The sequence below is a fragment of the Nocardioides hankookensis genome, assembly GCF_042658885.1.
Lineage (GTDB): Bacteria > Actinomycetota > Actinomycetes > Propionibacteriales > Nocardioidaceae > Nocardioides > Nocardioides hankookensis.
Genome location: NZ_JBHSRJ010000004.1, coordinates 1,247,480 through 1,270,902, shown reverse-complemented (window position 1 = coordinate 1,270,902; position 23,423 = coordinate 1,247,480). Strand labels below are relative to the sequence as shown.

Here is a 23,423-nt window from a genome sequence, read left to right as displayed (position 1 = left end):
CCTACCAGCGCCCGAGCGTTAGGGCCGTCGGTGGAACCGCGCGCCGCCGGCCGACCACTCCACGTCATAGCGGGCATCGTGCGCGCGGTGGTGGTGGAACGAGCACAGCAGCACGCCGTCCGCGAGGTCGGTGCGACCTCCGCGTGACCAGGGACTCCCGGCGTGGTGGGCCTCGCACCACGCGGCCGGGATGTCACAGCCCTCGGCGACGCAGGACGGGTGTCGGACGGCGAGCGCCTTACGCTGCGCTGGGACGAAGAAGCGGCGCTTGCGGCCGACGTCGAGGACCTGGCTCGATCCGGCCAGCACCACCGGAACGATCCCGGCGCCGCACGCCAGGCGTCGGGCCTCGGAGGCGGAGATCGGCTCGTCGCCGACGTACGCGACACCGGTCGCGCCGCGGAGCGTCTCGAGGTCGACGGTGACGAGCACCGTGGTCGCATCGCCCCCGTGCAGCGGCAGCCGGTCCGGGTCGACGGACTCCAGGAACGTCCCGAAGGCGGCGCCGAGCCGCTGGTCGTGAGGACGGCGGTCGTCGACAGCCGTCCGCCGCGGGGACGCGAACGCGTCGAGGTAGGTCAGCAGCCGGTCGCAGACCGAGTCGGCGACCCGGGCGCGGATGTCGGTGGTGCCGTCTCCGTTGCGCCGGGTGTGCAGGAAGGTCCGCCGCGCAGCCCGCTCGGCCTCCCGGTCGAGCAGGCGCTCCTCGAGCCGTTCCCCCACCTCCGGAGCGACGACGTCGAGCACCCGGCGACCCAGGATCCGCAGCTGGCGCGGCCCGAAGGTCGACGCCTCGCCCACCAGCCGCGCCTCGGCTGCCCGCCGCACCTCGGAGCTGACCTCCTCGGGCAGCGACTCGGTCGCGCCGACCACCACCGTCGCTTGGTCGACGTTGATCTCGCCCCGGCGCAGCGCCGCCGCCGTCGCGTCACGGTCGCCCAGTGAACGAGCCAGCCGGAGCCGGCGACGACACTCGGCGGGGTCACGACGGCCGTGGTGCGCAAGCCACGCGGCAGCGTCGCGTGCGCCGTCCTCGTCAGCGACGTCACCGGCGGCCGCGAGCACCCGCATCCGCAGCTCCTCGAGCCGGTCGATCGTCTCGCTCAGCCCGAGCAGTGCCTGCCGCTTCTCCTCGGTGGTCATGAAGGTCGGCTCCACCTCCGACACCGCTGCCACCGCGGCGTCGACGGCCGCCATCGCGGCCAGCACCGGATGAACCTGGAGCTCGGACTGGGACATGGGCACACCTGACTCGACGGACGCCCGGGGACTGCCACCACACGGGACTTCACTCAACGTCGATGCCAGCGCCGCACGAACGGAGCGACGGCCGAAGCCGAAGGACTACTGCACCTGCAACTATTAGAACACATCTTCGATGCGGTAGCAACCCCCTGGCCCACTACGTTGGATCCCGTGACCGCAACAGACCCCGCGCTCGCCACTGTTCGAGCAGCGATCGACGCACTCGACAGCGCCGACGGCCTGCGCGCGGAGCGTTCACCGTGGAACCACGGCATCCTGGCCGAAGGATGTGCCTGACGCACGGATCTGCCGATGAGCGGTGGTTACCTGACGCGCGTTCGCAACCACGGCACGGCGTAGGTGAGGAGGTCGTGCAACACGTCGTCGCGCACCTCGGACGACTGGACGCCGCGAACGATTCGCCACCACTTGTCTTCGCCATCAGGAGCGAGGAGGCCGATGCGCACCTGGTCCGCCCACGCGCCGTAGTGGAAGGACGGGCTCGGGCTCTTCCCGAGATGCGGCTTCGCTGTGTGCTGCTCTTCCCACATCTCTCGCTGAATCACCGAGAGGTTCACCGTGAAGCGCACCTCTTGAGCGTCGCTGTACGTGGACTTCTGAAACCCCAGCTGCGCCCAGACAACGTCAGAAGGGAATTCGAACCGACCACCAGAACCGCGCATCCCTTCGGCACGGAGCGTGGGGCCGAACGCTGTCTTCATCCACTCGGCGTAGACCTCCTGTGGGGAAGGCTCGCTCCGGTCGCTTGCGTGCTTCTTGGGCCGGGTCCTCCAGCCCAGAAAGCGGTCAAACCCCTCGCGCTCCTTGGGCGTCATCCCGTCGACCACGGGCAGGAGTGTCGCACAGGAAACGTCCTCAAATGCCGCGACCAGCACGCTCCAAGCTACTGCGAGCCCGTCTCCCGCAGCCGGCCGGGCGATCGGCTCCAGGCACGCGACCAGCTCATCGAGCTCGGCCGCGGTCAGCCCGTCGTACGGCGCCTCGGCGAGCACATCGGTGAGTGCCTCGACGCGGTCCTTCGTCGCCCGGCCGGCCTCGGTGAGGCGACCGGCAGCGTCGACCAGCCCGCGGTCGCGCAGGCCGGCCATCAGGGTGGCGAGCCGGGCGGCGGGGAGGTGGTGGATGCGGCCGAACGACTCGGCCGGGTAGATCTCCATGTCGAGCGCGGCGAGCACGTGCGCCTCCAGACCGCCGACCTGCTCGGACACGAGCGCCACGATGTGGCCGTCGCCGCGGTGCTCGCGCAGCATGTTGGCCGCGTGCCAGAGCCGGCACACCGGCTCCTCGGGCACGGGCAGCGAGCGGAGACCGGCGTACATGACCCGGCCGTGGACCGGCGCGCTGACGGCGGCCTGCGCGAGCAGCTCGGCGGCGCGCGCGAGGCCGGGCGTCTCGACGAGCCCACCGAGGATCCGCCGCAGTGCGGCCACGCACCCCTGCTGACGGGCCGCGTGTGCGGCCTCGGGCGTGGTCGTGCCCCAGACCTTCGGGAGGTGCCGGGCCACCTCGCCCTCGCCGAAGTTGTAGAAGGCCGCGTCGACCACCTCGGCCGGGACCCGGCCGAGCGGCGCGGAGCGCCCGGCGAAGTAGCCGTCCCAGTAGTTCGTGAAGCCGAGCGCCGCCATCGCCTCGTTGGGCTCGTCGGAGAAGAAGTTGACCAGCGCGATCGGCTCGGTGAGGTCGAACATCTGGCGGGCGACGGGTGCTGCGTGCGTCATCTGGTCATCTCCTCGGTCGTACGGCGCCGGCAGGCAGCCTCTCACCAGTGCTACGAACGGCGAGACGCCGGCACGACACGACCCACGCTCACGTCCACGGGTTCTCCCACCGTCCGTCGGCCTGCGCCGCCTCGACCTCGGCGAGACCGCCGGGACGCATCCGTCCCTCGGCGATGAGCCGCTCGACCTTGGAGATGTTGAGGCGTGACCACTTCGAGCGCGGCCGCCGGCGCGTGTAGCGCTGGAGGTACGTCGCACCGTCACCGGCACGTCGTACGGCCGAGACCCACCCGAAGCAGAGCCCGGCGTCGACGAGCTCGTCGGAGGTCAGCGACGCCGGCTCGACGCCCGAGCGGCTCAGCCGCAGCCAGACCGCACGCTTGTCGGCGCCGGCGGACTCGAAGAACGCCTCGACCTCCGCCACCGACGGGCGGTCCAGCACCGGCTCGTCGTCGATCAGCTCCACGACAGCACGGTAGGTCGGATCAGGAGTTCGCGGCGGCCTTGTCCTGCTCGGCCTTGAGCATCAGTGCGATGTCGATGAGCTGGTCCTCCTGGCCGCCGATCAGCTTGCGGCGACCGGCCTCGAGCAGGATCTTCGCCCCCGAGACGCCGTAGCGGTCGGCCGCGTTGCCCGCGTGCTTAAGGAACGACGAGTAGACCCCGGCGTAGCCCATCATCAGCGTCATCCGGTCGAGCTGGCACTCCTCGGGCATCGCCGGCTTGATGACGTCCTCGGACGCGTCGACGATCGTCAGGAAGTCGATGCCGGTCTTCCAGCCGAGCTTGTCGCACACCCCGACGAACGCCTCCAGGGGCGTGTTGCCGGCCCCCGCGCCGAAGCGGCGCACCGAGCCGTCGATCTGGGTCGCGCCCGCGCGGGCCGCGATCACGGTGTTGGAGACGCCGAGGCCGAGGTTCTCGTGGCCGTGGAAGCCGACCGTCGCCTCGTGGCCGATCTCGGCGACGACGGCGGCGACCCGGTCGGCCGTCTGCTCCATCACGAGCGCGCCGGCGGAGTCCACGACGTACACGCACTGGTTGCCGGCATCGACCATGATCCGCGCCTGCTTGGCGAGCACCTCGGGCGGCTGGGTGTGGCTCATCATCAGGAACCCGACGGTCTCCAGGCCCAGCTCGCGGGCCAGCCCGAAGTGCTGGATCGAGGTGTCTGCCTCGGTGCAGTGCGTCGCGATCCGGCAGATCTGGCCGCCGTTGTCCTGCGCCGCCCGGATGTCGTCCTTGGTGCCGACACCGGGGAGCATCAGGAACGCGATCTTCGCGCGCTTCGCGGTCTCGGCCGCGATCCTGATCAGCTCCTGCTCCGGCGTCCTCGAGAACCCGTAGTTGAACGACGAGCCGCCCAGCCCGTCGCCGTGGGTGACCTCGATGACGGGTACGCCGGAGGCGTCCAGCGCCTCGACGATGTCGTGCACCTCCTGCGCGGTGAACTGGTGCCGCTTGTGGTGCGAGCCGTCGCGCAGGCAGGTGTCCGTCAGGCGCAGGTCCAGCCCACTCTCGGGATCGGTGTCGGACCAGGTCCGGTTCAGGGTGTTGATGTCGGTCATCTCAGGCCTCCGCGAGGATCGAACGGGCGATGTTCTGGCCGACCTGCGTGGCGGCGGCGGTCATGATGTCGAGGTTGCCGGCGTACGGCGGCAGGAAGTCGCCCGCGCCCTCGACCTCCACGAAGACGGAGACCTTGGTCTGGCCCTGGGTCGCGGCCGACGGCTCGTCGATCTGCGGCTCCTGGAGCAGCCGGTAGCCCGGCACGTACTCCTGCACCGCCTTCTCCATCGCGAAGATGCTCGCGACGATCGCGTCACGGTCGGCGTCCGGCGCGACCGCGCAGTAGATCGTGTCGCGCATGATCATCGGCGGCTCGGCCGGGTTGAGGATGATGATCGCCTTGCCCCGCTCCGCTCCCCCGATCGTCTCCACGCCCGACGACGTGGTCCGGGTGAACTCGTCGATGTTGGCCCGCGTCCCGGGCCCGGCCGACATCGAGGACACCGAGGCGACGATCTCGGCGTACGACACCGCAGCCGCGCGAGACACCGCAGCGACCATCGGGATCGTCGCCTGGCCCCCGCAGGTGATCATGTTGACGTTCATCGCGGCGACGTGCTCCTCGCCGTTGACCGGCGGGATCACCGCCGGCCCGACCGCGGCCGGCGTCAGGTCGATCGCCCGGATCCCGGCCTCCTCGTAGCGCGGCGCGTACTCGCGGTGCACGTACGCCGAGGTCGCCTCGAAGATCAGGTCGGGCAGCTCGTCCTGCTTCAGCAGCCAGTCGACACCCTCGTGCGTCGACTCGAGCCCCTGCGCCGCGGCCAGCTTCAGGCCCTCCGAGGACGGGTCGACGCCGATCATCCAACGCGGTTCGATCACGTCAGAACGCAGCAGCTTGTACATCAGGTCGGTGCCGATGTTGCCCGGCCCCACGATGGCAGCGGTCAGTTTGGGCATGTCCCTACTCCTTGAAGGTGACGCTCAGCGGCGCGAAGCCGCTGATGGTCGCGACGACCCGGTCCCCCGGGGCGAACGGCACGAACGGGCCCAGGGCCCCGGACAGGATCAGGTGGCCGGCGCGCAGCGGGTCGCCGAAGCGGTGCGCCTGCACGGCGAGCCAGCGCAGCGCCTCGAGCGGGTCGCCCAGGCAGGCCGCACCGGTGCCGGACGAGCGCTCCTCGCCGTTGATGGTGAGCGACATCGTCACGTCGCGCGGCTCGAGGTCGTCGAGGCTGCAGCCGTCCGTGCCGACGACGAAGAGCCCGCTCGAGGCGTTGTCGGCGACCGTGTCGGTGAAGCCGATCGCCCAGTCGGCGATCCGCGAGTCCACGATCTCCAGCGCCGGCAGCGCGACCTCGACGGCGTCGCGCACGAGGTCGATCGTGATCTCGGCGCCGTCGGCGGGGTCGATGTCCTTCGCGAGCACGAAGGCGACCTCGCCCTCGACGCGCGGCTGGAGCAGCGTCGCCATCGAGACCGAGTCGGCCCCGGCAACCGCACCGACGCTCACGTCCATGTCGTCGAGCAGGTAGCCGAAGTCGGGCTGGTCGACGCCCAGCTGGTTCTGCACGGCCTCCGAGGTGGCACCGATCTTGCGGCCCACCACCCGCGCGCCGCCCGCGATCCGGGCCTGCACCAGCCCCTGCTGCACGGCGTACGCCGCGGCGAGGTCGTCGGTCCCGATGAGGTCGCGCACCGGCGCGCACGGGACGCGGGTGGCCTGCGCCTCGGAGAGGCGCGTCACAGCAGCCGAGATCTGGTCCTGGGAGGTCACGTGACGATAGTAGAACCTGTTACAGTTTCTGGCCATGGAGACCCCCCTGCCCACCGAGGTGGACGTCGTGGTCGTGGGCGCCGGTGGCGCCGGGATGACCGCTGCCCTGGCCGCGAAGGCGCGCGGTCTCGACACCGTGCTGATCGAGAAGAGCGCCTACTTCGGCGGCTCGACGGCGCGCAGCGGCGGCGGGGTCTGGATCCCCAACAACTACGCGCTGAAGGCGGCCGGCCAGGGCGACGACCCGGAGCTCTCGAAGCTCTACCTCGACTCGATCGTCGGCGACGTCGTGCCGAAGACGCGCCGCGACACCTACCTGGCCCGCGGCCCCGAGGTCATGGAGTTCATCAAGGAGCAGACCCCGGTCCGCTTCACCTGGGTGCCGCAGTACTCCGACTACCACCCCGAGGCGCCCGGCGGCCGGTCCGCGGGCCGCTCGGCCGAGCCGATCCCGATGGACGCGCGCTTCCTCGGCGACGAGCTGGCCCGGCTGCACCCGGCGTACACGAAGGCACCGGCCAACCTGATCGTCACCCAGGCCGACTACCGCAAGATCAGCCTCGGCCTGCGCACGATCCGGGGCCCGCTGACGATGGCCAAGGTGCTGCTGAAGCGGATCGTCAGCCTGATGCTCGGCCGCAAGATGTACGCGATGGGCAACGCGATCGCGATCGGGCTGCGCAAGGGCCTGGTCGACGCGGGCGTGCCGGTCGCCTACGAGACCGAGCTGAGCGACCTCGTCATCGAGGACGGCCGGGTGGTCGGCGTCCGCGTGCTGCGCGACGGCGCCGAATCGGTCATCCGCGCCCGCCGCGGCGTGATCCTCGGCAGCGGCGGCTTCGAGAAGAACCTCGAGATGCGCGAGAAGTACCAGCCGCAGCCGACCTCCGTCGACTGGACGACCGGCTCGCAGTTCAACACCGGCGGCGGCGTCCTCGCGGGCATCGCGGCCGGCGCGGAGACCGACCTGATGGACGACTCGTGGTGGGGCCCGACCATCCCGCTGCCGTCCGGCCCGTGGTTCTGCCTCGCCGAGCGCAACCTGCCCGGCTCGATCATCGTCAACCAGGCCGGCGAGCGGTTCATGAACGAGGCGCTGCCGTACGTCGAGGCCGTGCACGAGATCTACCGGGGCGAGGCGACCGGCGTCGGCCACGTGCCGGCGTGGATGGTCATCGACCAGCGCTACCGCAACCGCTACCTCTTCGCGGGACTCTCGCCGCGCCAGCCGTTCCCCGGGCGCTGGTACAAGAACGGCACCGTCAAGAAGGCCGACTCGCTGGCCGCGCTCGCCGCGGAGATCGAGGTGCCGGCCGAGGCGCTCACGGCCACGGTCGAGCGGTTCAACGGCTTCGCGAAGGCCGGCGTCGACGAGGACTTCCACCGCGGAGAGTCGGCGTACGACAAGTACTACTCCGACCCGACCGTGAAGCCGAACCCGTCGCTGCACACCATCGACCAGGGCCCCTTCTACGCCGTGAAGATCGTGCCCGGCGACCTCGGCACCAAGGGCGGGCTCGTCACCGACGAGAGGGCGCGGGTGCTGCGGCCCGACGGCTCCCCCATCCCCGGTCTCTACGCCGCCGGCAACGTCTCGTCGGCCGTCATGGGGCACACGTACGCCGGACCCGGCGCGACGATCGGTCCCGCCCTGACCTTCGGCTACCTCGCCGCCGAAGACATCGCCACCACCGGTGGTTGAGGAGGCGCGCCAGCGCCGTCTCGAAACCCCCGCAGCCGACAGGAGACCCTGAGTGCCCATCGACCCCGACGTCGCGATCGGCGCCGAGCTCGGCTCGCTCGACTTCACCTGGTCCGAGAGCGACGTGCTGCTCTACCACCTCGCGCTGGGTGCGAGCGACCTGTCGTACACCCTGGAGTCCGCCGGCCTGCAGGTGCTGCCGTCGTTCGGCGTCGTCGCTCCGACGTTCCACGCCTCCGACCCGCCGCCGCTCGACCTGCCGGGGTGCGACATCAACCTCGCGCAGGTCGTGCACGGCTCGCAGTCGATCGACCTCGCCGGTCCGGTCCCGACCTCGGGCTCGGCGACCGTGACGACCCGGATCAGCGAGATCTGGGACAAGGGCAAGGCCGCGGTGATCTGGCAGGAGGGCATCGCCACCGCACCGTCGGGCGAACGGCTGTGGACCACCCGTTCGTCGATCTTCGTCAAGGGCGAGGGCGGCTGGGGCGGCGACCGCGGGTCGTCCGCCCCTGTCGAGCTCCCGGAGCGCGCACCGGACACCGACACGACGTACGACGTGACCCCGACACAGGCGCTGCTCTACCGCCTGTGCGGTGACCGCAACCCGCTGCACGCCGACCCGGAGTTCGCGCGGGCCGCCGGTTTCCCGGCCCCGATCCTGCACGGGCTGTGCTCCTACGGCATCGTGCTGCGCACGCTCACCGACCAGCTCCTCGACGGCGACGCGTCGCGGGTCGCGGGCTTCGCGGTGAAGTTCGCCGGCGTGGTCTTCCCCGGCGAGACGATCCGGGTGCGCGGCTGGGTCGAGGGCGGCCGCATCGTCGGCGCCGCGACGGTCGCGGGCGGCGAGCGCGACGGCGCGGCCGTGCTGGGCGACGTGGTGCTCACGACCGTCTGAGCAGCGTCCGTGCGGGTGGATCGGTCCAGCGCGTGCGGTTGAGCGGATCTGCACGTCGGGACGCCTCCGGTGTGGAATCCTCGCCCCCGACAGACGTGCGGGGAGGGTGCACATGGCCAGGGGACTCCTGAAGGCCTTCAAGTCGAAGAAGAAGAAGTCGACGTCCGAGCAGAAGGACTCGTCGAAGCCGACCATCGGCGGCCACCGTGCGACGCCGCCGCCCCCGCCCGGCCCGACCAATCCCGTGCCACTGCCCGTGATCGGGGGCCACAGGAGGAAGAGCGGGTCCTCGACCGAGCGCAAGGACGGGTCGACGTCCTCGGCCCCGACGATCGGCGCCCACCGGACGGCACCGACCCCGCAGGGCAGCAACCCGGTGCCACTTCCCGTGATCGGGTCGCACCGGGCGAAGGCGCCGACGCCCACCGGGACCGCGTCCATCGCGGAGATGCAGACGTGGCAGTCGGCCAAGAAGACCAGCGACGGCTCGGGCGAGCGTCCGTCGCTGATCGGGCGCGGTCGAGCGAGCAAGCCCGTGCCGACCGAGGATGAGAAGGACTCCGGCCCGTACAACAACAGCTACGGCGCCTACGGCTCCATCCCCATCCCCCTCGACCACGACGAGGACAAGGACCCCGGCCCCTACAACAACAACTACGGCGCCTACGGCTCCATCCCCATCCCCCTCGACCACGACGAGGACAAGGACCCCGGCCCGTACAACAACTACGGCGGTGCCACCACCGGTGGCGTCACCTACCGCCAACCCGGCGACAGCTTCCCCGACCTCGAGGACGACAAGGACCCCGGCCCCTACAACAACTACGGCGGCGCCACCACCTACCGCCAACCCGGCGACAGCTTCCCCGACCTCGAGGACGACAAGGACCCCGGCCCCTACAACAACTACGGCGGCGCCACCACCGGTGGCGTCACCTACCGCCAACCCGGCGACAGCTTCCCCGACCTCGAGGACGACAAGGACCCCGGCCCCTACAACAACTACGGCGGCGCCACCACCGGTGGCGTCACCTACCGACGCCCCGGCGACAGCTTCCCCGACCTCGAGGACGACAAGGACCCCGGCCCCTACAACAACTACGGCGCCTACGGCAGCATCCCGCTCGACGACGACGTGGACTCCGGCGACTACAACAACGTCGACTACAGCGAGATCGACAGCGACGCCGGCAAGCGGATCAGGGACGACGTCAAGGAGCACGTCGACGCCCAGAAGTCCGACACGCCCTCGACCGGGGCCAAGGCCGTCGAGCCGCCGAAGGAGGAGATCCCCGAGGTGCGCAAGCACCGGGTGTGGCTGATCGCCCAGCTCGGCAAGGAGTACGCGCAGGAGCGCACCACCCAGCGCAAGGACCTCGTCGGCGCCGTCCACGACGTCGGCGCCGACATCGCGAAGTACTACGCCGGCGTGCGCGAGTTCCAGAATCTCGCCTCCGACGACATCCAAGGCATGCGGCGGCTCCTCACGAGCCTGGGTGCGGAGACGATCGCCGACCGGTTCGGCACGGTCGACGAGGCGCGCAAGTACGTCGAGTGGTGGTACGGGCAGCTCCTGGAGAAGGCGCGGCGTGAGGAGCTGCCGATCGCCGAGGACGGCACGGTCGGCGACCTCAGCACGCGGATGGTCGAGTACGACGACGAGGCCGCCCAGGAGCGGAGCCTCGTGCTCGTCGGCAACCAGAAGCTCTACCGCAACGACGAGAAGAAGTCGCCCGTGGACACCAAGGCGGGCGTCACCCACTTCACCGGGGTCGGCGCGGAGATCTTCGTCGTCGGCCTGAACAACGACATCCACATGGCCTCGCACAAGATCGGCAAGTTCCACCACTCGAGCCTGCTCGGCGGGAAGCCCGTCGCCATGGCCGGCGAGATCAAGGCCACGAACGGCAAGATCGACTGGATCTCCAACAAGAGCGGGCACTACAAGCCCTCGCTCACCCAGCTCCAGCAGTTCCTGCACCACCTCAGCACGGACATCCCGCTGGACTTCCCCATCCAGGGCATGAACGTCCCTGCCGGGACGACCGCACGCCAGGTGGTCGAGGGGGTGGACACGCTGGGTCAGAAGAAGGAGGCGTTCGGGCGCGACCACAACAAGACCCAGGAGATGATCTACGCCTGGATCGCCGCCATCGGGAAGCCGGCCGTCAAGAAGGTCATGCACGACATGGACTGGAGCATGACCTACTACGACGACGAGTGGGAGATCGAGGACGAGAACGACGACAAGGTGGCCCCCAAGCTCGTGCGTGACGCACTCAAGAAGGCCTACCCCAACATCAAGCCCGTCGGCAACAAGTCCTGATGAGCAGCGATCGCCTCGATCCCGTCCTGGCCGCCACCGACCTCGAGCAGCTCAGCGAAGCCCACGCGGCACTGCCGCCCGGTCCCGACGACAGCGGTCGCGCTGCGACGGTGATCGACGCCTGGGCCGACGTCCAGGCCGTCGCGAACCTGCTGATGTACCCGACCGTGCTCCCCGACGCGGTGCGCACGGACGCACTTCTCCGCGGTCTGCGCGAGGACGGCTACCTGCGGCTCGCCGCCGCCGTCGGCGTGGGCGACCTGAGCCCGACCGAGCTGGTCGACGACGTACGCCGTGAGCTGCTCGACGCCCTGCTCGACGTGGTCGCCTCCGACGCCGGCCCCGCCGGGATCCGCGCGTCGGCCGAGGTCGGTCCGCTGATCCGCAGCGAGGAGCTCGAGCTGCTGGACGACCTGGCGGCCCACCCGGTCGAGGCCGTCCGCCACAACCTGACCCAGGCCGCGCTCGGGCTCACCGCGCCGGACGAGCGGGAGCCGGTGCTGCTCCCCTACCTCCCGGACTACGCGGCGTACGTCGCCGGAGCCTGACCGGAGGGACTCACCCAGAAGTAGGGAGCTGTCGCAATCTCCTGAATCGCCCGTCCGCGTGTGCGACATTGGCTCCTCACATCGGGGTGAGGATCGCATGACGAAGAACTTCACGCGCGCCAAGAAGCCGCAGAGCCGGCCGTCGTCCGAGGAGCGCAAGGACGACACGACACCGCCGTCGCGGCCGGTGCCGCTTCCGATCGGTGGGCACCGCGCCGCGGCGCACCCAGGCGGGTCGGCGAGCTCGAGCGGGCCGGCACCGATCTCTGGACTGCGCACCTGGACGTCGGCGCGCCCGACCGGCGAACCCGGCGCCCGCGGGGGCCTGCTCGGGCACGTGCGGAGCGCGCCCGCCACGGCACCCGGACCGCAGGCGCCCGAGCCCGACGAGGCCAAGTCCGCCCACCCCACCACCGGCGGCCCCCTCCTCTCCGAGGGCTACGCCAGCACTCCCAGCGACGGCTACCTCACCGACGAGGACACCAACGCCCGCACCGCCCGCCACCAGGACATCGAGTCCGAGGGCTACGCCTACGAGTCCGAGGAGACCAAGGACGACCGAGCCACCGGATCCGGGTACGCCAGCACCCCCAGCGACGGCTACCTCACCGAGGAGGACATCAACGCCCGCACCGCCCGCCACCAGGACATCGAGTCCGAGGGGTACGCCTACGAGTCCGAGGAGACGAAGGCCGACGAGCCCCACCCCACCAGCGCCATCGTCTCCGAGGGCTACGCGACCGACGACGAGATCAAGGCCCGCGTCACCGACAACCGGGCCATCGTCTCCGAGGGCTACGCCACAGACGACGAGATCAAGGCCCGCGTCACCGACAACCAGGCCATCGTCTCCGAGGGCTACGCCACCGACGACGAGATCAAGGCCCGCGTCACCGACAACCAGGCCATCGTCTCCGAGGGCTACGCCACCGACGACGAGATCAAGGCCCGCGTCACCGAGAGCCAGACCGACGAGTCCGAGGACGACGCCTACGAGTCCGAGGAGACCAAGGACCGGACGGCTCCGGAGGCCCGGGAGGTCAAGAAGCAGGCGCTCGCCGAGGTGCGGGAGTCGGCGGCCCCGACGAAGAAGGCGGAGAAGCCACCGAAGCCGGACCCGGACGTGCCCGCGGTGCGCAAGCACCGCGCGTGGTTGATCGCGAACCTGCCCAGGTCCTACGAGGGCGAGAAGGGCACCAACCGCCCCAGCCTCCTCGAGCACGCCCAGAAGCTGGCCGACAGCATCGCGCTCGCCTACCGCCTCCTGGTCGAGCTGAAGGCGCTCGACCCGGGCGACGAGGAGGCGCGCGCACGCCTGCTGTCGGTCTTCGGGAAGGAGCACCCGGCCCGCCTCGCCCCGACGTACGAGAAGTCGGTGGCGGCGCTCCAGCAGCGGCACGAGACCCTCCTGGAGAAGGCCCGACGCGAAGAGCTCCCGATCGACGCGGACGGCACCATGCACGACGTCAGCCAGCGCGTCGTCGAGTACGACGAGGGCGACGCCGCTCAGGAGTACTCGACCGTGCTCGTCGGCGGGAAGAAGCTGTGGCGTCACGACAAGAAGACGACCGTGGACACGGCGGCGAGCGTCACGCACCAGACGGGGCTCGGCGCCGAGATCTTCGTCGTGGGCATGAACAACGAGATCCACATGGCCTCGCACAAGATCGGGAAGTTCCACCACTCGAGCCTCCTCGGGGGCAAGCCGGTCGCGATGGCCGGTGAGATGGCGGTGACCGACGGCAAGATCGACTGGATGTCCAACAAGAGCGGCCACTACTGGCCGACGCTGCCGCAGTTCCTCCAGTTCCTCTACCACCTCTCCCAGGACGAGGTGCCCCTGGACTTCCCGGTCCGCAGCATGGTGACCGAGGGTGCGTTCCCGCCCGGGACGACCGCACAGCAGTTCCTCGACGGCGTGGACAGCACCGGGAAGCCGGACCCCAAGCAGGGCCACGACCACGTCAAGACCCAGACGATGCTGCAGGCCTGGATCAAGGAGATCACCAAGCCCGAGGTCAAGCGAGTCCTCGCCGACAACGGCTGGACGATGAAGACCGCGGACCAGGAGCTCGTCGTCACCGACGCGAACGGCGAAGCGGTGCCCAACACGGAGGTACGACGAGCCCTCAAGGCCGCCTATCCGGACAAGCGACCGCGCAGCGAGACCAACTCGTGACCGGCGGCCCGCTCGCCGACTTCCTCGCCTGTGCAGACCTCGACGCCCTGCCCGACGCATGCGCGGCGCTCCCGACGGTCCCCGATGACAGCGGGGAAGCGACAGCGGTCGTCGCAGCGTGGTCGGACGTCCAGGCGCTCGCCAACCTGCTGATCTGCGCTCCGGTGCTGCCCGTCGACGTCCGCACGAACGCCCTCCTGCGCGCGCTGCGCGGGACCGGTTACCTCCGGCTGGCTGCGACCGTCGGCGTCGGTCAGGTCGACGCCGGCTCGCTGCCGGACGACGTGCGCCGCGATCTGCTGGACGCCCTGCTCGACGTGGTCGCCTCCGACGCCGGCCCCGCCGGGATCCGCGCGTCGGCCGAGCTGGGGCCGTTGATCCACCGTGACGAGCTCGAGCTGCTCGACGACCTGGCGGCCCACCCGGTCGACGCCGTCCGCCACAACCTGGTGCAGGCAGCCCTCGGGGTGACGGCGCCGGAGCGGCAGGAGCCGGTCCTGCTCCCCTACCTCCCGGACTACCCGACGTACGTCGCCGACGCCTGACCTCACCCGTCTCGGGGGAACCACCAGTCCCCGGGCCCCTGAGGCTTGGTGCATGAGCGACCTCGGCACGCCGCCGCCCACCGGCTTCTGGAACCGCCCGGCGACCTGGAAGGCGATCGTCGTGGTCGTCGGCTACCTGGTCTTCTTCGTCGTCGTCAGCCAGGTGGTCGCGCGGGTCTTCGACGACCGGATCGACGGCGACGACGTCGTCGGGAGCGCGGAGAGCATGTTCTTCGCCCTGGTCCTGCCGATCGGCATCGGCGGTCTCGCGCTCCTCGCGTTCGCCGCCCGGCTCGGCTGGCTGCGCGACATCTTCGGGCCGCAACCGATCCGGGGGCGCCGGTGGATGTGGGTCGCCCCGGCGCTGGTCGTCGCGATCGCCCTGCTGCGCGCGATCGGCACCGACTGGGACACGTGGTCCGCGAACGAGGTGCTCATGCTGGCCGTGCTCGGTGCGTGCGTCGGCTTCACGGAAGAGCTCGCGACCCGCGGCCTGGTGGTGAAGATGCTCCGCGACGCCGGCCACGCCGAGCGATTCGTCGCCGTCGTGTCATCGCTGCTCTTCGCCGCGATGCACATGACCAACCTGATCTCGGGGATGGAGCTCAACACGGTCCTCGCGACCGTCGCCTACACGTTCTGCTTCGGCATGTGCATGTATCTCTCCATGCGCGTCACCGGCTCGTTCGTGACCGCGATCGTGCTGCACGCGATCACCGACCCGACCGGGATCCTCGCCTCCGGCGGCGTCGACCAGTCCGTCGACGGCAACACCACGAACGCGCCGGTGGCGATCGCCGGGCTCTTGACCACGGTGATGATGGTCTTCGCCCTGGTCGCCGCGTTCCGGGTGCGGGGCAAGATCGGCGTCACGGGTTGAGCTGCTCCCGCACCCACGACGGGGGCGGGTTGGTGCGGTGGTGTCCGTCGACGAAGACGGTCGGCACGGTCTCGTCGCCGCCGTTGGCCGCACGGACCCGCGACGCAGCGTCCGGGTCGCGGTGGATGTTCACCCACACCGCACGTCGCCCCAGCGGACCCAGGGCGACGCGCATCCGCAGGCAGTAGGAGCACCCGGGTCGCCAGTAGATGATCGGCCGTCCGTCGGCGCGAGCCTCCTGGTCGGTCATCGTGCGCGGGAACGCGTACGGCGTGAGCGTCACGACGACCACGAGAGCCGCGACGACCAGGACGACGACCGCCGTCACGACGGCTTCCGGGCCACGACGTACAGGCGCTGCGAGGTCTCGCCCCGCGACTCGACGGGGCCGCGGCGGTACCACTCGATCTCCTCGAGGCCGGCGGCGCGCACGAGGCCGACGACCTCGTCCGGCTCGTGGTAGACGAAGTCGAGCTCGACGGGGACGTCGAACCACTCGTCGTGGTGGCGCACCTCCGCCCCCGCGTGCAGGGCAAGCACCAGCCAGCCCCCGGGCGCGAGCGGGCGTGACAGGGCCGCGACGGCGTCGGGGAGCTCGGAGCCAGCGAGGTGGATGAGCGAGTACCACGCCAGGACGGCCGACCAGCCGGGCGCGCTGGTCGGTCGCATCAGCCGGCGCAGGTCGCCGACCTCGTAGGAGCCGTCGGGGTAGTGCTCACGGGCCTGCTCGACCATCGCGGGCGACAGGTCGATCCCGGTCGCGTCGGCGCCCGCGTCGGCGAGGTAGGCCGTGATGTGGCCCGGCCCGCAGCCGACCTCCACCACCGGTCCCCCGTCGGCGTGCGCGGCGACCCGGTCGAGCAGCCAACGCTCGAAGGGCAGGCCGGAGACCTCGTTGACGAGCCGGTCGGCGTACGTCGCCGCCACCGCGTCGTACGACGCACGCACCCGGTCGTCGCGGGCCGCGGCGCCGTCGGCGAGCACGCTGTCGCGGTCGACCGTCGGGGTCGGCGCGGTCGAGACGGCCGTCGGCGGGTCGCCCAGGAGGTGCATCCAGCGGTTGTCGCGGTCGCCGCCGCGCCGGGGCAGCTCCGTGACCAGGCCACGCTCAGCCATCCGTCGCAGCGCCTGCTCGACGTCGGCCCGGTCGCCGAAGGCGTGCAGCCGCTCGGTGCGGCTCCTGAGCTCACCGGGTGCCTGCGGCCCACGCAGCAGCAGCACCGTGACCAGAGCCCGCTCGTCGTCGGCGAGCTCGACCCGCTCGCCGAGCGTCTGGTGGTACTTCAGCGTGCGCCTTCCCGTGTCGGACCACACGATCCGCGCCAGCCCCGACTCCTTGAGTCGCTTGGCGGTCCGCTCGACCGTCTGCTCGTCGTACTCGGTGACGGGGTCGCGGCTGTTGCTCTGGTTGCAGGCGGTGCGCAGCGCGTTGAGCGACAGCGGGTACGACGCCGGCACGGTCACCTGCTTCTCCAGCAGGCTCCCGAGCACGCGCTGCTCCTCCGCGTCCAGGACGGGCAGGTCGGCCATGGGACCGACCCTACTGACCCGCCAGCCCGTCCCCCACACTGTCTCCGTGCCCGGCGACCCGATCCAGCGACTGCTCGCGGAGCCGCCGTCCCTGCCGGTCCGCGACGGCCTCGGCGACATCGTGGCGGGGCTCCGCGCCGCCGGTACGGCGGTCGTGCAGGCTCCTCCGGGCACCGGCAAGACGACGCTCGTGCCGCCCGCGGTCGCGGCCCTGGTCGACGGGACCGTCGTCGTCACCCAGCCGCGCCGGATCGCGGTGCGTGCCGCCGCTCGACGCCTCGCCCAGCTGCTGGGCGAGCCCGTGGGCGAGACCGTCGGCTACTCGGTGCGCGGCGAGCGGCGGGCCGGCGCACGCACCCGGATCGAGTTCGTCACCACCGGCGTGCTGCTCCGGCGCCTCCAGGGGGACGCGGACCTGCCCGGCGTCTCCGCCGTGGTGCTCGACGAGGTCCACGAGCGGCAGCTGGACTCCGACCTGACCCTGGCGCTGCTCGTGGAGGTGCGGGCGACCCTCCGGCCCGACCTGATCGTGGTCGCCATGTCGGCGACGGTCGAGGCCGAGCGCACGGCCTCGCTGCTGGGAGGTGCTCCGGTCGTGGACGTCCCCGGGTCGCTCCATCCCGTCGCCGAGGTCTGGTGCCCGCTCCCCTCCGGCGTACGCCGCGCCGACGACCGCGGCCTCACGCCGCAGTTCCTCGACCACGTCGCCGCGTGCGTACGGCGGGCGCTGGCCGAGCAGCCCGGGGACGTGCTGGCGTTCCTGCCGGGCGTGGCCGAGGTGGGCGGCGTCGCGGCTCGGCTGTCCGGGGTCGACGCCGACGTGCGTCCCCTGCACGGCCGCCTGGCGCACCGCGACCAGGACCTGGCACTCACCCCCGGTGACCGGCGTCGGGTCGTCGTGTCCACCGCGGTCGCCGAGTCGTCCCTGACCGTCCCGGGCGTGCGCGCCGTCGTCGATGCCGGGCTGTCGCGGGCGCCGCGCACGGACCACCGACGCGGGCTCGCCGGCCTCGTCACGGTCGGCGTCAGCAGGGCCGCCGCGGAGCAGCGCGCCGGTCGAGCCGGCCGTGAGGGACCCGGCGCCGTCTACCGGTGCTGGTCCGAGGCCGAGCACGCCCACCTGCCCGCGCATCCCGAACCCGAGATCGCGACGGCCGACCTCACCTCCTTCGCCCTCGAGATCGCGACCTGGGGCAGCCCCGACCCCAGCGGCCTCGCGCTGATGGACCAGCCGCCAGCAGCCGCGATGGCCGCAGCGCGGACCACGCTCTCCGGGCTCGGCGCCGTCGACGACAACGGGTCCGTCACCGAGCGCGGGCGTGAGATCGCCCGGATCGGTGCCGACCCGCGCCTGGCTCGCGCGCTGCTCGACGGCGCCGAGGCGGTCGGCGTACGACGTGCCGCCGAGGTCGTCGCGCTGCTCTCCGAGGACGTCCGCGCGCCGGGCGCGGACCTCGTCGCCGCACTCCGAGCGGTCCGGCGCGGCGGGCCCGACAGCGCCGCGTGGGCCGCGGCCACCCAGCGGTTCGAGGCCACGCTCCGTGGCTCCGGCGCCGGGACGGGGCTGTCCGACGACGTGGCGGTCGGCCTCGTGGTCGCGCTGGCCCACCCCGGACGGATCGCCCGGCTCCGCCCCGGCGGGACCGCCTACCTGATGACCTCGGGCACCGGCGCCGTCGTCCCCGCCGGCTCGGGCCTCGCGGGTCTGCCCTGGCTGGCCGTCGCGGACGCGGACCGCCGCCCCGGCGCGCGCGACGCCACGGTCCGCTCGGCGGCGCCGCTGTCGGAGGACCTGGCGCTGGAGGCGGCGTCCGCGTGGTGGCAGGAGGCCGACCAGGTCGAGTGGTCCGACGGTCGGGTGGTCGCGCGGCGTACCGTCTCGCTGGGCGCGATCGAGCTCTCGTCGACGACGATCCCCGACCCGGCGCCCGCCCTGGTGGCGACCGCGGTCCGGGAGGGCCTGCGGCAGGAGGGGCTGGCAGCCCTCCCGTGGTCGGAGGCCGCGACCGCCCTCCGTGAGCGGCTGGCCTTCCTGCACCGTGCCCTCGGCGAGCCGTGGCCGGACGTCTCCGACAACGCCCTGCTCGCCGGCGTCGAGACCTGGCTCGGCCCCGAGCTCGCGCGGGTCCGGGGCACCCGCGACCTGCGGCGCGTCGACGTGCTCGTGGCGCTGCGCCGCCTGCTGCCCTGGCCCGAGGCGGGTCGGCTCGACGAGCTGGCGCCCGAGCGGGTGCAGGTGCCGAGCGGCTCCCACGTCCGGATCGACTACGCGGGCGACCAACCGGTGCTGGCCGTGCGGCTCCAGGAGGTCTTCGGCTGGGCCGCCGCTCCGCGGCTCGCCGATGGCCGGGTGCCGCTCCTGCTGCACCTGCTCTCCCCCGCCCGCCGACCCGCGGCGGTCACCGCCGACCTGGCGTCGTTCTGGACCAACGGGTATCCGCAGGTGCGCGCCGAGCTCCGGGGCCGCTACCCGAAGCACGCCTGGCCGGACGACCCGACCACCGCGCCGCCGACCCGCGGCGTACGGCGCTCCTGACCGTCACGACATCAGGGACGGGTCCAGGAACGCGTCGAAGCTGCGGATCCGGCCGTCGTCGGCGAAGGACAGCACCGAGACGCTGTGCGCCAGGAACGCCCCGACCTCCTCGTCCCAGACGTACTTCTCGACCGCGGGCTGACCGTTGGCCGTCGTGGTGCGGCACGTCCAGCGCCGTCCGGCACGCAGCGGGTACGCCGCGATGAACTGCGCGACGGCCTCCCGCCCGGCGAACCACTCGCCGAAGGGCGGCATCGCCATCACGACGTCGTCGGTGAGCAGGGCGACCACCGCGTCGACGTCGGCCCGCTCCCAGGCCGCCACGAACGCGGCCACGCTCGCCTGGACCCGGTCGTCGCCGAGGTCGCGGAGCACCCGCTGCTGGCTGCGGTTGGGCAGCCGGTCGGCCATCGTCGCCCGGGCCCGCTGGAGCGCGCTGTTGACCGCGGCCGTCGAGGTCTCGAGCGCGCCGGCGACCTCGGCGGCCGGCATCGCGAGCACGTCGCGCATCACCAGCACGGCGCGCTGGAGCGGCGGGAGCTGCTGGAGCGCGGCCACGAAGGCCAGCTCCACCGACTCCTTCTGCTCGTAGACCGCGTCGGTCGGCGAGGACTCCCAGGTGAGGCCCGCCCCGGGCAGCGGCCCCAGCCACACCGTCTCGGTGAGCGGAGCCCCGACGCCGAGTGCCGGGTCGCCCGCCGGTGACAGGTCGACCGGCCAGTACCGGCGTCCCCGTCGCTCGATCTCGCGCAGGCACACGTTGGTGGCGACCGTGTAGAGCCAGGTGCGCAGGGCGCTGCGTCCCTCGAACCGGTCCAGGCTCCGCCAGGCCCGCAGCAGCGTCTCCTGGACGGCGTCCTCGGCGTCGTGGGACGAGGCGAGCATCCGGTAGCAGTGCAGCAGCAGCCCCGGTCGCAGCGGCGCGGCCAGCGCGTCGAACGCCGCCGAGTCGCCGCCGCGCGCGGCGACGAGCAGGTCCGCGTCCCCCGTGGCCGTCATGGCCGCCTCCCGTCGTACGCGCCCACGACCTGCGCGCTGCTCTGCACAGGAGGATCCTCGCACCGCTCGCCGACAGTCCAGGCGAAGCGCTGGAACGCCGGGAGCTCGCGCAGCACGGCGCTGTCGCCGTCGACCTGGTGGACGAAGGTGACGCCGTCCTCGAGGACCGCCGACTGGTACGCGACACCAGCGGGGCGCAGCTCGGCCAGCTCGGCGAAGACCGCGCGCACCAGGCGCCGGTTCTCCTCGGCGCACTCGGGGCGCACCCGGTAGCGCACGACGAGCCGCGTCACGACGCCACCGCCACGGCCGGTACGACGATGCGACGGCGCGCGGGCAGCGCGAGGCCGACCAGCGCTCCCGCCGCCGACAGCCCGGCCGCGGTGACGAGGGCCGGCACGAACCCGTCGACGAACTGCTGGGGCGACGCGTAGCCGCCGTACGCACCGAAGACGGCGACCGTGAGCGAGACGCCGAAGACACCGCCGAGCTCGCGCATCGTGCTGTTGATGCCGGACGCCGTCCCGACGTCGCGGTCCTCGACCGCGGCGACGACGGCGCTCTGGCCGCAGGGGACGGCCAGCGAGACGCCGATCCCGCCGACGACGAACGGCCCGAGCGCGTCGAGGTAGTCGCCGCCCGCCGACACCGTGCCGGCGAACCACAGCATCGCGATCGCCTGGATGCTCAGCCCGGTGACGAGCAGCGGGCGCTCGCCGATCCGGTCGGCGAGCGCACCCGCGGCGGGCGCGACGACGATGAAGGTGCCGGTCCACGCCATCAGCCGCACACCCGCCTCGAGGGCGCTGTCGCCGAAGCCGAACTGGAGCAGCTGGCCGTAGAAGAAGACCGCCGAGAAGAGCGAGGCCAGCGTCAGGAACGCCGCGACGTTGCCGGCCACGAAGCCGCGGCGGGCGAGCAGCGCGGCCGGGATGAGCGGCCGGGGTGCCCGGCGCTCCCAGAGCACGAACGAACCGAGCAGGGCCACGCCGACCGCGATCATCGCGACGACCTCCGGAGCCCCCCAGCCCTCGCTGGCGCTGCGGACCATGGCCCACACGAGCGCGAAGCAGCCCGCGCCCAGCAGGACGACACCGCGGACGTCGAGGGTGCTGTCCGGGACCCGGACCTCGGGCACGTAGCGCAGGGCGAGCGGCGCGGCGAGCAGCCCGATCGGCACGTTGACCCAGAAGATCCACTGCCAGTCGAGACCGCCGAGCACGAGCCCGCCGAGCAGCGGCCCGCAGGCCACCGCGATGCCGGTGACGGCACTGTAGAGCCCGACCGCCTCGCCGCGGCGCTCCGGCGGGAACGCACCGGTCAGCAGGGCGAGGCCGAGCGTCAGCACCAGCGCACCGCCGGCGCCCTGGAGGGCGCGCATGGCGATGAGCAGGTCCGGTCCGGTCGAGAGCGCGCACCCGATCGAGGCGAGCGCGAAGAGGGCGAGCCCGAGGGCGTAGCAGCGGGCCCGGCCGAACCGGTCGCCGATGACGGCGGCCGGCACCAGGAGCACCGCGAGGCTGAGGTTGTAGGCGTTGACCGTCCACTCGAGCTCGGTCAGCGACGCGTGGAGGTCACCCCGGATCGTCGGGATCGCCGTGGAGACCACCAAGGTGTCGATGGCGGCCATGAAGGAGCCCAGGGAGGTGAGCACGATGACCCACCGACGATGTGCAGCGTCGAGCATGTGTCCTCCAGGAGAGTGGCAGCGTCCTCAGCTGCCTTCTCCTGTGTGATCCGCGGGTTGCGCCGGACTCATCGACGCGCCGGGAAGGCGTACGGCGAGTCCCGGTCACCGAGGGCGACGATCAGCCGGACCACGCCGAGGTAGTTGAGCGCCAGGCCGAGCGCGATGCCGACGACGACCGCGCCGACCCCGACCAGGTCGTCGCGGGCCACGACCACGACGAACCACGTGATCACCGGCACGAACAGCAGCCAGCAGGTCGCGAGGCCCGGGTTGTAGAGCGTCCGGCCGCGGATGTTGAAGAGCAGCGTGTGGGCGAAGACGTTGCCCGCCGACACCACCAGCGTCGCGATGCCGAGCCAGATCGCGTGCGCACCGACGATCGCCGCGGCGGCGTACGACGTCCAGCCGAGGCCGACGTTGACGATCCAGGACGTGCGCTGGTCGAGCGGGTAGCGGTCCGGGAGGTCGCTGTGGAACATCACCAGGTTGACCATCCGCGGGAAGCCGCCCGGGCGGACGTACTCCTCGTTCTGGTGCAGGAAGAGGGTCAGCAGGCTGACGGCGAGCACGAACCGCACGTCGGTGGCGCGGTCGGGGTCGTCCGCCAGCGCGACCACGAGCGCGACGGTGAGGACCGCCGCGAGGACCATCCCAACCCGTGGCCAGGTGGCGTAGAGGGAGCGCACGCGCTCAGCGTGGCACCTCGCGCGCCACCAGGGGCAGGAAGATCTCGTCGACGATCTCGACCACGACGTCGTCCGGCACCTGCCCGAGACGCATCAGCGCCTCGTGGCGGAACAGGTCTGCGGCCACGCTCCGCACCCGCGGCGTGAGCCGAGCAGGGTCCACCTCGCCGCGCTCGACCGCGCGGTCGATGATCACGTCCAGCGAGTTCGGCCCCTCGTCCATCACCAGGCGACGCAGGTCGTACGGCGAGGTGCCGGTCTCCTGGAAGTAGCCACCCATGAACGCGACCATCAGTGCCATCAGGCCGATCCGCTTCTTGTTGGTGTGGGTCATCATCTCGAGCAGGTCGCCGCGCAGGCTGCCGGTGTCCGGCACCTCGGGCCGGCTGCGCTGGCTGATGAAGACGATCGCCGCCTCGACCAGCTCGCGCTTGGTCGCCCAGCGCCGGTAGACGACCGTCCGGCTGGTGCCCGCGCGCTGCGCGACGCCGTCGATGGTGAGCGCGCCGTAGCCGTGCTGGTTGAGCTCGTCCCACGCCGCTTCGAGCAGCGCCTCCTCGAGCTCGGCACCCCGGCGCCGCCGTGCGGGCGCCTCCGCTTCAAGATCCACTTGCGTATCTTATCGCCGACT

At 71.9% G+C, this 23,423-nt stretch carries 21 protein-coding genes; 8 read left to right on the top strand and 13 right to left on the bottom strand.

Annotation, left to right across the window (positions count from 1 at the left end; translation table 11 throughout):
• Nucleotides 1-18: 18 nt before the first annotated feature.
• From ACFPYL_RS12585 to ACFPYL_RS12560, 6 genes are all read right to left on the bottom strand, one after another.
• The gene (locus ACFPYL_RS12585) at nucleotides 19-1,239 is read right to left on the bottom strand and encodes an HNH endonuclease signature motif containing protein (RefSeq protein ID WP_379154379.1); all 1,221 of its coding nucleotides are present in this window, start codon (nucleotides 1,237-1,239) and stop codon (nucleotides 19-21) included.
• A gap of 329 nt (nucleotides 1,240-1,568) precedes the next feature.
• Entirely contained in the window at nucleotides 1,569-2,984 is a 1,416-nt protein-coding gene (locus ACFPYL_RS12580; protein WP_379154377.1) for an SCO6745 family protein, read from the bottom strand.
• An 88-nt stretch (nucleotides 2,985-3,072) separates the two neighbouring features.
• Nucleotides 3,073-3,450: a YdeI/OmpD-associated family protein gene (locus tag ACFPYL_RS12575; protein ID WP_379154375.1), complete on the bottom strand. Its 378-nt coding sequence runs from the start codon at nucleotides 3,448-3,450 to the stop codon at nucleotides 3,073-3,075.
• Nucleotides 3,451-3,469: 19 nt separating this feature from the next.
• Nucleotides 3,470-4,552 (bottom strand): 4-hydroxy-2-oxovalerate aldolase, encoded by a 1,083-nt coding sequence (dmpG, locus tag ACFPYL_RS12570; RefSeq protein WP_379154373.1) that lies wholly within the window; start codon nucleotides 4,550-4,552, stop codon nucleotides 3,470-3,472.
• A gap of 1 nt (nucleotide 4,553) precedes the next feature.
• Nucleotides 4,554-5,453 (bottom strand): acetaldehyde dehydrogenase (acetylating), encoded by a 900-nt coding sequence (locus ACFPYL_RS12565; RefSeq protein ID WP_379154371.1) that lies wholly within the window; start codon nucleotides 5,451-5,453, stop codon nucleotides 4,554-4,556.
• Nucleotides 5,454-5,457: 4 nt separating this feature from the next.
• Complete coding sequence (locus ACFPYL_RS12560; RefSeq protein ID WP_379154369.1) at nucleotides 5,458-6,270, bottom strand: 2-keto-4-pentenoate hydratase; 813 nt, start codon at nucleotides 6,268-6,270, stop codon at nucleotides 5,458-5,460.
• Nucleotides 6,271-6,304: 34 nt separating this feature from the next.
• On the opposite strand from ACFPYL_RS12560, the gene kstD reads away from it, so the two are divergent.
• The 7 genes from kstD (at nucleotide 6,305) to ACFPYL_RS12525 (ending at nucleotide 15,351) form a co-directional block, all read left to right on the top strand.
• Entirely contained in the window at nucleotides 6,305-7,972 is a 1,668-nt protein-coding gene (kstD, locus tag ACFPYL_RS12555; RefSeq protein WP_379154367.1) for a 3-oxosteroid 1-dehydrogenase, read from the top strand.
• 52 nt (nucleotides 7,973-8,024) lie between these two features.
• Nucleotides 8,025-8,873, top strand: coding sequence for a MaoC/PaaZ C-terminal domain-containing protein (locus ACFPYL_RS12550; protein ID WP_379154365.1), 849 nt, complete (start codon nucleotides 8,025-8,027; stop codon nucleotides 8,871-8,873).
• Nucleotides 8,874-8,985: 112 nt separating this feature from the next.
• Nucleotides 8,986-11,199: a hypothetical protein gene (locus ACFPYL_RS12545; protein ID WP_379154363.1), complete on the top strand. Its 2,214-nt coding sequence runs from the start codon at nucleotides 8,986-8,988 to the stop codon at nucleotides 11,197-11,199.
• A complete protein-coding gene (locus tag ACFPYL_RS12540; RefSeq protein WP_379154361.1) occupies nucleotides 11,199-11,747 on the top strand; it encodes a hypothetical protein in 549 nt (182 codons plus the stop codon). The genes ACFPYL_RS12545 and ACFPYL_RS12540 overlap by 1 nt, the downstream gene beginning before the upstream one ends.
• A 97-nt stretch (nucleotides 11,748-11,844) precedes the next feature.
• On the top strand, nucleotides 11,845-13,926 hold the full coding sequence (locus ACFPYL_RS12535) for a hypothetical protein (RefSeq protein ID WP_379154359.1): 2,082 nt from the start codon (nucleotides 11,845-11,847) through the stop codon (nucleotides 13,924-13,926).
• Nucleotides 13,923-14,471 carry a hypothetical protein gene (locus tag ACFPYL_RS12530; RefSeq protein ID WP_379154357.1) on the top strand — a complete coding sequence of 183 codons (549 nt, stop codon included), beginning with the start codon at nucleotides 13,923-13,925 and terminating at the stop codon, nucleotides 14,469-14,471. The genes ACFPYL_RS12535 and ACFPYL_RS12530 overlap by 4 nt, the downstream gene beginning before the upstream one ends.
• Nucleotides 14,472-14,523: 52 nt before the next feature.
• The gene (locus ACFPYL_RS12525; RefSeq protein WP_379154355.1) at nucleotides 14,524-15,351 is read left to right on the top strand and encodes a CPBP family intramembrane glutamic endopeptidase; all 828 of its coding nucleotides are present in this window, start codon (nucleotides 14,524-14,526) and stop codon (nucleotides 15,349-15,351) included.
• On the opposite strand, the gene ACFPYL_RS12520 is transcribed toward ACFPYL_RS12525, so the two are convergent.
• Both ACFPYL_RS12520 and ACFPYL_RS12515 read right to left on the bottom strand, forming a co-directional pair.
• Nucleotides 15,341-15,679, bottom strand: coding sequence for a glutaredoxin domain-containing protein (locus tag ACFPYL_RS12520; RefSeq protein WP_379154353.1), 339 nt, complete (start codon nucleotides 15,677-15,679; stop codon nucleotides 15,341-15,343). The two genes, ACFPYL_RS12525 and ACFPYL_RS12520, sit on opposite strands and share 11 nt — an antisense overlap.
• A complete protein-coding gene (locus ACFPYL_RS12515) occupies nucleotides 15,676-16,881 on the bottom strand; it encodes a DUF480 domain-containing protein (RefSeq protein WP_379154351.1) in 1,206 nt (401 codons plus the stop codon). The genes ACFPYL_RS12520 and ACFPYL_RS12515 overlap by 4 nt, the downstream gene beginning before the upstream one ends.
• Before the next feature lie 46 nt (nucleotides 16,882-16,927).
• Here ACFPYL_RS12515 and hrpB point away from each other — a divergent pair, with 46 nt between their 5' ends.
• Nucleotides 16,928-19,417, top strand: a complete 2,490-nt coding sequence (gene hrpB, locus ACFPYL_RS12510; protein WP_379154349.1) for an ATP-dependent helicase HrpB — start codon at nucleotides 16,928-16,930, stop codon at nucleotides 19,415-19,417.
• A 3-nt stretch (nucleotides 19,418-19,420) separates the two neighbouring features.
• Here the strand turns inward: hrpB and ACFPYL_RS12505 are convergent, their stop codons facing one another.
• The 5 genes from ACFPYL_RS12505 to ACFPYL_RS12485 all read right to left on the bottom strand — a co-directional run bounded on the left by ACFPYL_RS12505 (nucleotide 19,421) and on the right by ACFPYL_RS12485 (nucleotide 23,402).
• Nucleotides 19,421-20,416 carry a sigma-70 family RNA polymerase sigma factor gene (locus ACFPYL_RS12505; protein WP_379154347.1) on the bottom strand — a complete coding sequence of 332 codons (996 nt, stop codon included), beginning with the start codon at nucleotides 20,414-20,416 and terminating at the stop codon, nucleotides 19,421-19,423.
• A complete protein-coding gene (locus ACFPYL_RS12500) occupies nucleotides 20,413-20,709 on the bottom strand; it encodes a hypothetical protein (protein ID WP_379154345.1) in 297 nt (98 codons plus the stop codon). Before ACFPYL_RS12500 ends, ACFPYL_RS12505 begins: the two co-directional genes overlap by 4 nt.
• A complete protein-coding gene (locus tag ACFPYL_RS12495; RefSeq protein WP_379154343.1) occupies nucleotides 20,706-22,103 on the bottom strand; it encodes a DHA2 family efflux MFS transporter permease subunit in 1,398 nt (465 codons plus the stop codon). The genes ACFPYL_RS12500 and ACFPYL_RS12495 overlap by 4 nt, the downstream gene beginning before the upstream one ends.
• Nucleotides 22,104-22,171: 68 nt before the next feature.
• Nucleotides 22,172-22,792 (bottom strand): HXXEE domain-containing protein, encoded by a 621-nt coding sequence (locus ACFPYL_RS12490; protein ID WP_379154341.1) that lies wholly within the window; start codon nucleotides 22,790-22,792, stop codon nucleotides 22,172-22,174.
• Between the two features lie 4 nt (nucleotides 22,793-22,796).
• A complete protein-coding gene (locus ACFPYL_RS12485) occupies nucleotides 22,797-23,402 on the bottom strand; it encodes a TetR/AcrR family transcriptional regulator (protein WP_379154339.1) in 606 nt (201 codons plus the stop codon).
• Nucleotides 23,403-23,423: the final 21 nt, after the last annotated feature.

Coding starts and splice junctions, on each gene's coding strand:
- ACFPYL_RS12545 (WP_379154363.1), top strand. CDS start 8,986: ATGGCCAGGGGACTCCTGAAGGCCTTCAAGTCGAAGAAGAAGAAGTCG.
- ACFPYL_RS12525 (WP_379154355.1), top strand. CDS start 14,524: ATGAGCGACCTCGGCACGCCGCCGCCCACCGGCTTCTGGAACCGCCCG.
- ACFPYL_RS12505 (WP_379154347.1), bottom strand. CDS start 20,416: ATGACGGCCACGGGGGACGCGGACCTGCTCGTCGCCGCGCGCGGCGGC.
- ACFPYL_RS12515 (WP_379154351.1), bottom strand. CDS start 16,881: ATGGCCGACCTGCCCGTCCTGGACGCGGAGGAGCAGCGCGTGCTCGGG.
- ACFPYL_RS12565 (WP_379154371.1), bottom strand. CDS start 5,453: ATGCCCAAACTGACCGCTGCCATCGTGGGGCCGGGCAACATCGGCACC.
- kstD (WP_379154367.1), top strand. CDS start 6,305: ATGGAGACCCCCCTGCCCACCGAGGTGGACGTCGTGGTCGTGGGCGCC.
- ACFPYL_RS12535 (WP_379154359.1), top strand. CDS start 11,845: ATGACGAAGAACTTCACGCGCGCCAAGAAGCCGCAGAGCCGGCCGTCG.
- dmpG (WP_379154373.1), bottom strand. CDS start 4,552: ATGACCGACATCAACACCCTGAACCGGACCTGGTCCGACACCGATCCC.
- ACFPYL_RS12580 (WP_379154377.1), bottom strand. CDS start 2,984: ATGACGCACGCAGCACCCGTCGCCCGCCAGATGTTCGACCTCACCGAG.
- ACFPYL_RS12495 (WP_379154343.1), bottom strand. CDS start 22,103: ATGCTCGACGCTGCACATCGTCGGTGGGTCATCGTGCTCACCTCCCTG.
- ACFPYL_RS12540 (WP_379154361.1), top strand. CDS start 11,199: ATGAGCAGCGATCGCCTCGATCCCGTCCTGGCCGCCACCGACCTCGAG.
- ACFPYL_RS12585 (WP_379154379.1), bottom strand. CDS start 1,239: ATGTCCCAGTCCGAGCTCCAGGTTCATCCGGTGCTGGCCGCGATGGCG.